General features: G+C 61.8%; 3 protein-coding genes and 2 pseudogenes. All 5 read left to right on the top strand.

Features of this window, described 5'->3' with window-relative positions; all coding sequences use genetic code 11:
- Window positions 1-653: 653 nt before the first annotated feature.
- On the top strand, window positions 654-2327 hold the full coding sequence (locus ACS5Q1_RS44135; protein ID WP_473104157.1) for a methyl-accepting chemotaxis protein: 1674 nt from the start codon (window positions 654-656) through the stop codon (window positions 2325-2327).
- Window positions 2328-2533: 206 nt separating this feature from the next.
- A pseudogene (locus tag ACS5Q1_RS44130) lies at window positions 2534-3007 on the top strand (winged helix-turn-helix domain-containing protein); the annotation flags it as partial.
- Between the two features lie 2 nt (window positions 3008-3009).
- A complete protein-coding gene (locus tag ACS5Q1_RS44125; RefSeq protein ID WP_473104158.1) occupies window positions 3010-3591 on the top strand; it encodes an IS630 family transposase in 582 nt (193 codons plus the stop codon).
- A 42-nt stretch (window positions 3592-3633) separates the two neighbouring features.
- Window positions 3634-4746, top strand: a pseudogene (locus ACS5Q1_RS44120) (IS5 family transposase).
- A gap of 190 nt (window positions 4747-4936) precedes the next feature.
- Window positions 4937-10043, top strand: a 5107-nt coding sequence (locus ACS5Q1_RS44115) for an AAA family ATPase (RefSeq protein ID WP_473104156.1), incomplete at its 3' end; no start/stop codon positions are given.

Raw genomic sequence — 10043 nt, 5'->3', positions numbered from 1 at the left:
GAAGCCGACATTCGCACCGTCGTCGACACGGCTCGCCTCGGCCCGGGAACCAATGCGTTCAAGACGATCCTTCAGACCGTGTCCGCCTGAACCTCAGTTCTGAATGGGGCGTGGGTAATTACCTTCTGACGGTCCCGCCGGGCACTCCCCGGGGCCGACCGCGATGAACTTCTTAGTCTCGCGACCGTGGCCGAGCCCCTGTCAGATCTGACAGTTGGACAGGCTGTTAGGATCCTGCGTCTTGGCGAACCCGGTTATAGAGGAGCAAGGAAGGAGCTGGGATGGCTTGGGTTCAGCGCGCGAGCTGTTCCTGATACTACGGTCAGTTAGAACAATGGCTCTGTTAGGGGATGTCACATCTGGATGCCCCTGTCGGCAAGGGTTTTGTTGAACGTGAGTACAAGTGGTCGGGTGCAGATCCTATAGAGGTGTGCAGCAACATCACTCTGCCAGAGCGAAGACCGCGATCCACCCCCAAAGGATCTGCACCCGCCCGCTAAGCCCAAGCGTCATCCAGACATGACGGTGCCATTCATTTAGCCCGAAATTCGATGGCTCGGTGTACATCAAAATAAATTATTCGAAAACACCTGCGATCGTAGGATTTCCTTAATATTAGCTTGAGCATGATTCTTTGGGGAGCAGGGGGAATCATGCGGTCGTTACGGGCTAAGTTCATCATCATTACTGGCCTTATGCTTACGGTTGGCCTTGGGGCGGGCATAAGTGCAGTGTGGAGCAATGCTGTTCTGACAGACAACATCTCGCAAAACCACGTATTGGCGCAGGCGACCCGCAATCAGGGTAGCGCCGACATGATGCACGACGCCTTGCGGGGCGACGTTTATCGTGCCCTCCATGCAGCACGAGTCGAGCCAACGCTACGCCCGAAGATCGAGGAAGACCTACACGACCACTTGACTCAGCTTCGACGCAATATCGATGAGAACAAGGGGCTTGCTCTTAGCCCTGAAGTCCGTAGCGCCCTCGCCAATGTTGAGGAGCCGCTGGCAGCCTATGCGAAAGTCGCCTCAAATCTCGTTGAGACGGCCTTTGAGAGTACGAAGGAGGCGGAGCAGATGCTCCCTGATTTCGTGCAGAGGTTTGATGCGCTTGAAGATGCGATGGAAGCTATCAGTGGCCGGATAGGAGAGGCGGCGGAGCGTGTGGAGCAGGAGGCTGGTGCGCTGGCTGCCATGACCCGTTGGATGAACGCGTCGGCGGCCGCAATTTCCCTCCTTATGACATTAGGCCTCTGTCTCTACTTGCTTCGTGGGGTCCTGCGGCCGGTTGGTGCCATGACCAGAACAATGAGGACTCTGGCAGATGGGGACACCAACGTTGACGTGATCGGGGCAAGGCGCCGTGATGAGATTGGCGAGATGGCCAAGGCCGTCGAGATTTTCCGGGACAATGTCCGAGAAATGGAGCACCTGAGAAACGAGCAGGAGCGCACCCGCCTCCAGAGCGAAGCCGAGAAGCGCCGCCTGATGGCCGAGCTCGCTCAGACCTTCGAGGCGAAGGTGGGCGCGCTAGTCCGGCGCCTTTCGGTTGCGGCGAACGGGCTGGAGGAGACGGCCGGGTCTATGACCTCTGTGGCGGACAGCACGACTCAGCAGTCGGTCACCGTGTCGTCCACTGCCCAACAGACCTCGGCCAACGTGCAAACCGTCGCAGCCGCCACGGAGGAGCTGTCGATCTCCATCCGCGAGATCGCCTCTCAGGTGACGCAGTCTTCCCACATTGCCGAACGGGCGGTGTTTGATGCCCAGCGTACTAACCAGACCGTCCAGATGCTGGCGACGTCGGCCGAGAAGATCGGGCATGTGGTCCAGTTGATCAGCACCATTGCGTCCCAGACCAACCTGCTGGCGTTGAATGCAACCATTGAGGCAGCTCGGGCCGGTGAGGCCGGCAAGGGCTTTGCCGTGGTGGCCTCTGAGGTGAAGGAACTGGCCAGCCAGACCTCCAAGGCGACGGACGAGATCTCGGTCCAGATTGCCGGCGTCCAGCAGGCTACCTCAGATGCCGTTCAGGCCATCCAGGCGATTGCCAGCACGATTGGCGAGATGTCTCAGATCTCGATAGCGATTGCCGCCGCCATCGAGGAGCAGGGGGCGGCTACCTCGGAGATCGCGCGCAACGTGCAGGAGGCAGCCCGCGGCACGGAGTTCGTCACCGGCAGCATTACTGAGGTTCACCGCGGAGCGGGTGAAACGGGTATGGCTGCTGCCCAGGTTCTCGCGTCTGCTCAAGAGCTGGCACACCATTCCGCTAGCCTCGGACAGGAGGTGGAGCACTTCCTGTCGGGAGTGAAAGCCGCATAAGAGAAGAGGGATTCTCTAGCAGGATGGAATGAGCAAGACCCACGCATCTCCGGATCGCACATCAATGCCAGGCAGAGCATTGCGTTGGCCGGAATTGCGCCTTGTTGCACGAATAGGTGAGTTGGTACCCGAAACCGGCTGACCTAATGATCTTCACGAAGGTGGTGTAACATAGGGCGGTGTCGATCCTCGTTAGGAGGTGCGCGATGGAGGACAACGTTTGGCGTCCGGCGCATCTGACGCCGGAACAGATGGAGGAGCGCCGTCTGGCGGCCGCGAGACTGTTGCGGCAGGGACGGTTCTCCCAAGCCGAGATTGCCCGGCAGCTCCAGGCCGACATTGCCCGGCAGCTGGGCGTCAGTCGCGCCAGTGTCTCCCGTTGGGCCGTCACCCTGGCTCAGCAGGGCCGGCCCGGATTGGCTGCCCGAGCCAGAATAGGACGAGAGCCGCGCCTCGATGAGAAGGCCTGGGCTTGTCTGGGCCGGCTCTTGGATCGGGGCGCCATGGCGGCGGGCTTTGCCACCGAGCGCTGGAGCCTCCAGCGCATCGCAGCCCTGATCGCGCGCGAGTTCGGGGTTCACTACCATCCGCGCTATCTGGAGCGTCCGCTCAAAGCGCACGGCTTCAGCGTGCAGCGTCCGGCCACAAGGGCCAAGGAGCGCGACGAGCTCGTGATCGCGGTCTGGCCCAAGCGCGACTGGGTTGTTTTAAAAAGAAGGCCCAGCGGGAAGGCCGCACGCTCCTTCTTTGGGACGAGACGGGTCACAGCTTCCGGCCCCGACCGGGCCCCACCTGGGCGCGGCGCGGGATCACCCCGGTGCTCCAGCGGGTGAGTAAGCGGCGGGAGGTGTCGAGCATTGTGGCGATCACGCCTGACGGGCGGCTGTATGCCCGCCACTTCCGCACCAGCATCTCAAGTGAGATCGTGATCTCGGCTCTGCGCTCCTTCCGGAGACAGATCGGCACGCCGCTGCTGGTGGTCTGGGATCGGCTCAACGCCCATCGATCTCAGGTCACCACCGCCTTCATCGCGGCTCATGCGCAGGACTTCGCAATCGCCTACCTGCCGGCCTATGCCCCCGAACTCAATCCGGAGGAGCAGTGCAATGCGTTCGTCAAGCGGGCTATCGAGAATGCGCTACCCGGATCCGTCGACGACCTGCACCGTCTGGTGCGTCTTGAGTTCGCCCGCCTGCAGCGACGACCCAAGATGATCGTCAGCTTCTTTCGACACGCAGGCCTCTCCGTCACAGGACATGCGTGAAGATCATTAGGAGGTCTGTGTCCTTCCTGTCGGATTTCCACCGTGCCGTTCAAGTCCAATGCCGCTCGCCGTCACCATATCCCCAAGCAGCGGTACCGGGTGACGAATTGGGCAGAGTACGACGCGGCCCTGCGCCAGCGAGGGAGCCTCACGGTGTGGTTCACCGAGGAAGCCATTGCCGCCTGGCGGGCCGAGCCGCGCACGACACGAGGCGGTCAGCCTCACTATTCTACCCTCGCCATCAGAACGGCCCTGACCCTGCGGGCGGTGCTCCGGTTGGCGCTGCGCCAAACCGAAGGGCTGATCGGTTCGATCCTCCACCTCCTGGTTCTGGATCTGGCGGTGCCGGATCACTCAACCCTGAGCCGGCGGGCCGAAACCCTGGAGGTGCCAGGGCCATGTCCGCGCTCCGGAGGACCTGTTCATCTGCTGGTCGACAGCACCGGCCTGCGGCTCTGTGGACCCGGGGAATTGCTGGTCGAGAAGCATGGTACCCGGAGACGCCGATCCTGGCGCAAGCTGCACATTGGCGTCGACGCTAAGACCGGCTAGATCCTCGCATCAGACCTGACCAGCTGCGATGTTGACGATGGCTCGCAGATCGAACCGTTGCTCGACCAAATCACAGGCTCCCTCGCTTCCCTTACCGGTGATGGGGCTTACGATCAGGCCGGCGTCTACGGCACTGTCGCCCAGCGCCATCCTGAGGCCCAGGTGGTTGTTCCACCGCGATCAACGGCGGTGCCGAGCGACATGGCAGAGAGCACGCCGACCCAGCGCGACCGACATCTCCAAAGCATCGAGGAGCATGGACGCATGGGCTGGCAGAGGAGATCCGGGTACACTCGTCGGGCTCTGGTGGAGGCCACCATCAGCAGGCTTAAACGAGTGATTGGGAGCGGCGTACTCGGCCCAATTTGTCACCCGGTACCGCTAGTTGGGAATACGGTGCCGGCGAGCGGCATTGGCCTTGAAGGACATGGCGGAGATCTTTGGTCATACGCCGAACAGACCTCTACGCTACCCAGTCCCGGTTACCAACTTGCGCATTCATGCAACAAGGCGCCCGCTCCGACCAGCTCTTCGGCGCTTGATAAAGCTCGTCAGGAAAGACGCTACCGGAACGGTGACACCCTTGACGGTGAAGTACGGTGACTTGTTTTCCCAATAGGGGTCAGCGCAAGATGTGCCAGACGGACATCGTCATGCCACCTCGTAAGTGGTAACCTCGCCGTTCGAACTTTTTCTGGCCACCCTCAGAGGCGGACGACTGTTGGTTCAGGTCCTTCTCAACTCAATGGCCTCAGCCGGATGGGAGTACCGGACTGACGGCGGAGTTCGGCAGATGAGCCCATCTTCCAGGTTCGGCGCTGGTGAGGATCGTAGCCTCCAGGTGTCGTGGGCGGACGGAGACTATGTCTTCTGCCGACGAGCGCGCGAAGGCGCCAACGGCGATCGTCACCCCGTTCTGGCCGTGCTGCCGGCCACCGAGCACCCGACGCCGGCCAGCCTCCATCGTCTCGCCCACGAATACGCACTGAAGGGCGACCTAGACGAGGCGTGGGCGGTGCGGCCGCTGGAGCTGGTGCGCGAGCACGGGCGGACCATGCTGCTGCTCAAGGATCCGGGGGGTGAGCCGCTTGACCGGCTCATCGGTCGCCCCATGGCGATCGCCCACTTTCTGCGCCTCGCCATCGCTCTCACAGCCGCGCTGGGCCGGCTGCACGAACGTGGTCTCATCCACAAGGACCTCAAGCCAGCCAATGTGCTCGTCAAGGCCGGAACCGATCAGGTCTGGCTCACGGGCTTTGGCATGGCGTCGCGGCTTCCACGCGAGCGCCAAGCGCCCGAGCCGCCCGAGCTCATCGCGGGCACGCTCGCATACATGGCCCCGGAACAGACCGGGCGTATGAATCGGTCGATCGACTCCCGCAGCGACCTCTATGCCCTCGGGGTCACGCTCTACCAGATGCTCACGGGCTCACTCCCGTTCACCGCATCCGATCCCATGGAATGGTTTCACTGCCATATTGCCAGGAAGCCGGTGTCACCCAGTGAGCGGGTGGAGCATGTCCCGGTTCCGGTATCGCAGATCACCATGAAGCTGCTCGCCAAGACGGCCGAGGAGCGTTACCAGACTGCAGCGGGCCTTGAGAACGATCTGCGCCGCTGCTTGGCCGAATGGGAAGCGCAGCATCACATCGACGCCTTCCCGCTCGGCGAACACGACACGCCCGACCGGCTGCAGATCCCCGAGAGGCTGTATGGGCGAGAGCGTGAGATCAAGAACCTGCGCGCTGCCTTCGAGCGCGTCGTTACGAGCGGCATGCCGGAGCTGGTGCTGGTGTCCGGCTATTCCGGCATCGGCAAGTCCTCGGTCGTCCAGGAACTGCACAAGGACTTGGTGCCGCCGCGCGGTCTATTTGCCTCGGGCAAGTTCGGCCAGTACAAACGCGACATCCCCTATTCCACGCTCGCGCAAGCCTTTCAGAGCCTGATTCGTGGCATTTTGGGCAAGAGCGAGGCTGACCTTGCGTCCTGGCGTGATGCCCTGCGCGAGGCCCTCGGCCCCAACGGGCAGCTGATGGTCGACCTCGTCCCCGAGCTGAAGCTCATCATCGGAGACCAGCCGCCAGTTCCTGAGCTGCCGCCGCAGCAGGCACAAAGCCGCTTCCAGCTTATCTTCCGGCGGTTTCTCGGAGTCTTCGCACAGCCGGAGCATCCGCTGGCGCTGTTCCTCGACGATCTGCAATGGCTCGACGCGGCGACGCTCGACCTGCTCGAGGATCTGCTGACCCAACCGGATGTGCGGCACCTGCTGCTGATTGGCGCCTATCGGGACAACGAAGCCGATGCCACTCATCCGCTGATGCGCAAGCTCCAAGCGATCCGCAAGGCGGGAGTTTCCGTGCACGAGATCATCCTGGCGCCCCTTGAGCGCGAAGACCTGGGACGCCTGATGGGCGATTCTCTCCATTGCGAACCGCGGCGCGTGATCCCCCTCGCGGAACTGGTGCACGAGAAGACGGCCGGCAATCCGTTTTTCGCCATGCAATTCATGTCTGCACTCGCCGATGAGGGATTGCTGACCTTCGATCACCTTGATGCACAATGGTTCTGGGACCTGAATCGCATTCACGCCAAGGGTTACACCGATAATGTGGTGGACCTGATGGTCGGGAAACTGAACCGACTGCCGGCGGAAACCCAGAAGGCATTACAGCAGCTTGCTTGTTTGGGCAGCAGCGCAGAGTTCACCCTGCTGACCACGGTTCACGAGGATTCGCAGAGGGACATCCATGACGACCTTTGGGAAGCGGTCCGCGCAGGACTTGTGTTCCGCTCAAAAGGTGCCTACAGGTTTCTCCATGACCGCGTCCAGGAAGCCGCCTATTCACTGATCCCAGTCGATTTGCGCGCGGCAGCTCATCTTCGGATCGGCCGTCTGCTTGCGGCGCATACGCCGCCGGAGAAGCGGGACGAGGCGATCTTCGAGATTGTCAATCAGCTCAACCGCGGCGCCACGTTGATCACTGCTCGAGATGAGTGCGAGCAGCTAGCCGAGCTTAACCTAATCGCAGGCAAGCGCGCCAAGGCGGCAACCGCTTACGCATCGGCCCTGAGCTACCTCGTGGTCGGCGGGACGCTTCTCCCCGACAATTCGTGGGAGCAATGCTATCGCCTCGTGTTTGCGATCGAGATCAATCGCGCCGAATGCGAATTTCTGACTGGTAATCTGGCGGCCGCCGAGGAGCGACTGTCGATACTATCCCGGCGCGCCGCGAACATTGTGGATCGGGCCGCTACTGCGCGCTTACGAATTCTCCTCGACACGGCGCGCGGTCGTCCCGACCGTGCCGTTGAGATCTGCCTTGAATACCTGCGGGATGTCGACATCGGATGGTCTCCACACCCCACGGATAAGGAGGTCTGCCAAGAATATCAGCGCCTATGGCAGCAGCTTGGCGGTCGCCCGATCGAGGTGCTGTTCAACCTGCCGTTAATGATCAGTCCAGAATGGTGTGGTACGATGGAGGTTCTCACCGAACTCATGTCGCCAGCCATATTCACTGACGCAAATTTGCGGGACCTACTCCTTTTGCAAATGGCGAACTTGAGCATCGAGCATGGCAACAGCGACGCATCTTGCTACGCATACGCCTACTTGAACATCGTGGTGGGGGCTCGCTTCGGCGACTACGGCGCCAGTTTTCGTTTCAGCCAACTCAGCCTCGATCTGGTCGAGAAGAAGGGTCTCGACCGCTTCAAAGCCCGTGTGCACTTGGCATTCGGAAATATGGCTGTTCCCTGGGTGCAACCGTTGCATACCGCCCAGCCGATGATCCGGCATGCACTAGAAATGGCGCTGGAAACCGGCGACCTTACATATGTGGGCTACCTATACGACGTCATCATCACGCATCTTCTCGCGTGCGGAGCTCCACTCGAGGAGGTGCAGCGCGAAGCGGAGCATGGGCTTCAATTCGCGCAAAAAATGCGCTTCGGCATATCCATTGCCATCATCACGGGGCAGCTCGGAGTGATCAAGACTCTCAGGGGTCTGACGCCGGCGTTCGGCTCGTTTTCCGATGACCGGTTCGACGAGGGACGCTTTGAACAGCATCTGGAAGGCGATCGGTACCTCGCACTGCCTGCCTGCTGGTATTGGATACGAAAGTTGCAAGCACACGTTCTTTCGGGCAACGAGGCGGAAGCAGTCGCAGCGGCCGCGAATGCGCAACGATTTCTCTGGACAACAGGCTCTTTCTTTGAAGGGGCCGAATACCATTTCTATGGTGCGCTTGCGAGGGCGGCCGCTTCCAATTCTGCCACGCCGGACGAACGACGCGAGCATCTCACGGCTCTGGCTGAGCATCACGAGCGGCTGGTGCTCTGGGCCGAGAACTGTCCCGAGAACTTCGAGAGCCGCGCCGCGCTGGTGAGCGCCGAGATTGCTCGCCTCGAAGCCCGGGAGTTGGATGCCGAGCGGCTGTATGAGCAGGCCATCCGGTCCGCACGCGAGCAGGCCTTCGTTCAGAACGAAGGCTTGGCTTATGAATTGGCCGCGCGCTTCTACGCGGCACGTGGGTTCGAGCAGATCGCGCATCTTTATCTGCGAAACGCCCGGCACTGCTATCGGACCTGGGGAGCTGACGGGAAAGTGCGGCAGCTCGATCAGCTCTACCCGCACCTCAGAGAGACGGAACGAGCGTTCGCTCCGACCGGCACGATCGGGGCGCCGGTCGAGCATCTCGATCTCGCGACGGTGATCAATGTCTCGCAGGCCGTGTCGGGGGAGATCGTCCTGGACAAGCTGCTCGACACGCTCATGCGCAATGCGATCGAGCAGGCGGGTGCCGAGCGTGGGCTGTTGATTTTCCCGAGTGGGGCAGAGCCGCGTATTGTGGCGGATGCGACGACCCGCGGCGACAGGGTCGCGGTGCAGCTGCGCGACGAGGCGGCGACCACGGCCATGCTGCCGGTGTCGGTCCTCCACTATGTCGTGCGCACGCAGGAGAGCGTCATTCTCGACGATGCCTCGGCCCAGAACCCGTTTTCTGCGGATCCCTACGTCCATCAGCGCCAGGCTCGTTCGATCCTCTGCATGCCGCTTCTGAACCAGGCCAAGCTCATCGGGGTGCTCTACCTCGAGAACAACCTTAGCCCGCGCGTCTTCGCGCCGGCCCGGATCGCGGTGCTGAAGCTGCTCGCCTCGCAGGCCGCGTTTTCGCTGGAGAATACCCGTTTGTATCGCGATCTTTCAGAACGCGAGGCGAAGATCCGGCGCCTGGTCGACGCCAACATCATCGGGATCGTCATATGGGATCTCGAAGGCCGGATCCTCGAGGCCAATGACGCCTTTCTCCGCATCATCGGCTACGACCGTGAAGACCTTGCCGCGGGTCGCATCCGCTGGACGGACCTGACGCCCCTGGAATGGCGCGAGCGCGACGTCCGGCTGGCGCAAGAATTGAAGAGGACTGGCAGCTTGCAACCGTATGAGAAGGAGTACTTCCGCAAGGACGGCAGCCGCGTGCCCGTTCTGCTTGGCTCGGCAACCTTCGGCGAGAGCGGGAGCCAAGGGGTCGCTTTCGTGCTCGATCTGACCGAGCGCAAGCGCGGTGAGGAGGAACTGCGGCGCAGCGAGGCCTACCTGGCGGAAGCGGAGGCGCTGAGCAAAAGCGGCAGTTGGGCCTGGAACCCCGCCACGAAGGAGATCAAGCACTGGTCGCAGGAACGCTACCGCTTGTTTGGCTTCGATCTGGAAGCAGGGATGCCATCCTTCGAGGCGCTTCTCCAGCGCATTCATCCGGAGGATCGGGCCAGATGGCTCGCAAACGCAGACAGGGCAGTTCGGATCCGGGGAGATGCCGAAACAGATTTCCGGATCGTTCTTCCGGACGGCGAGATCAAGCACCTTCACGGTATAGGCCATCCCGTTTTCAGCGAAG

The sequence above is a fragment of the Microvirga sp. GN3 genome (genome assembly GCF_055792825.1).
The sequence above is the reverse complement of the archived record's forward strand: the minus strand, read 5'-3'. Positions and strand labels throughout refer to the sequence as shown.

Coding starts and splice junctions, on each gene's coding strand:
- ACS5Q1_RS44135 (WP_473104157.1), top strand. CDS start 654: ATGCGGTCGTTACGGGCTAAGTTCATCATCATTACTGGCCTTATGCTT.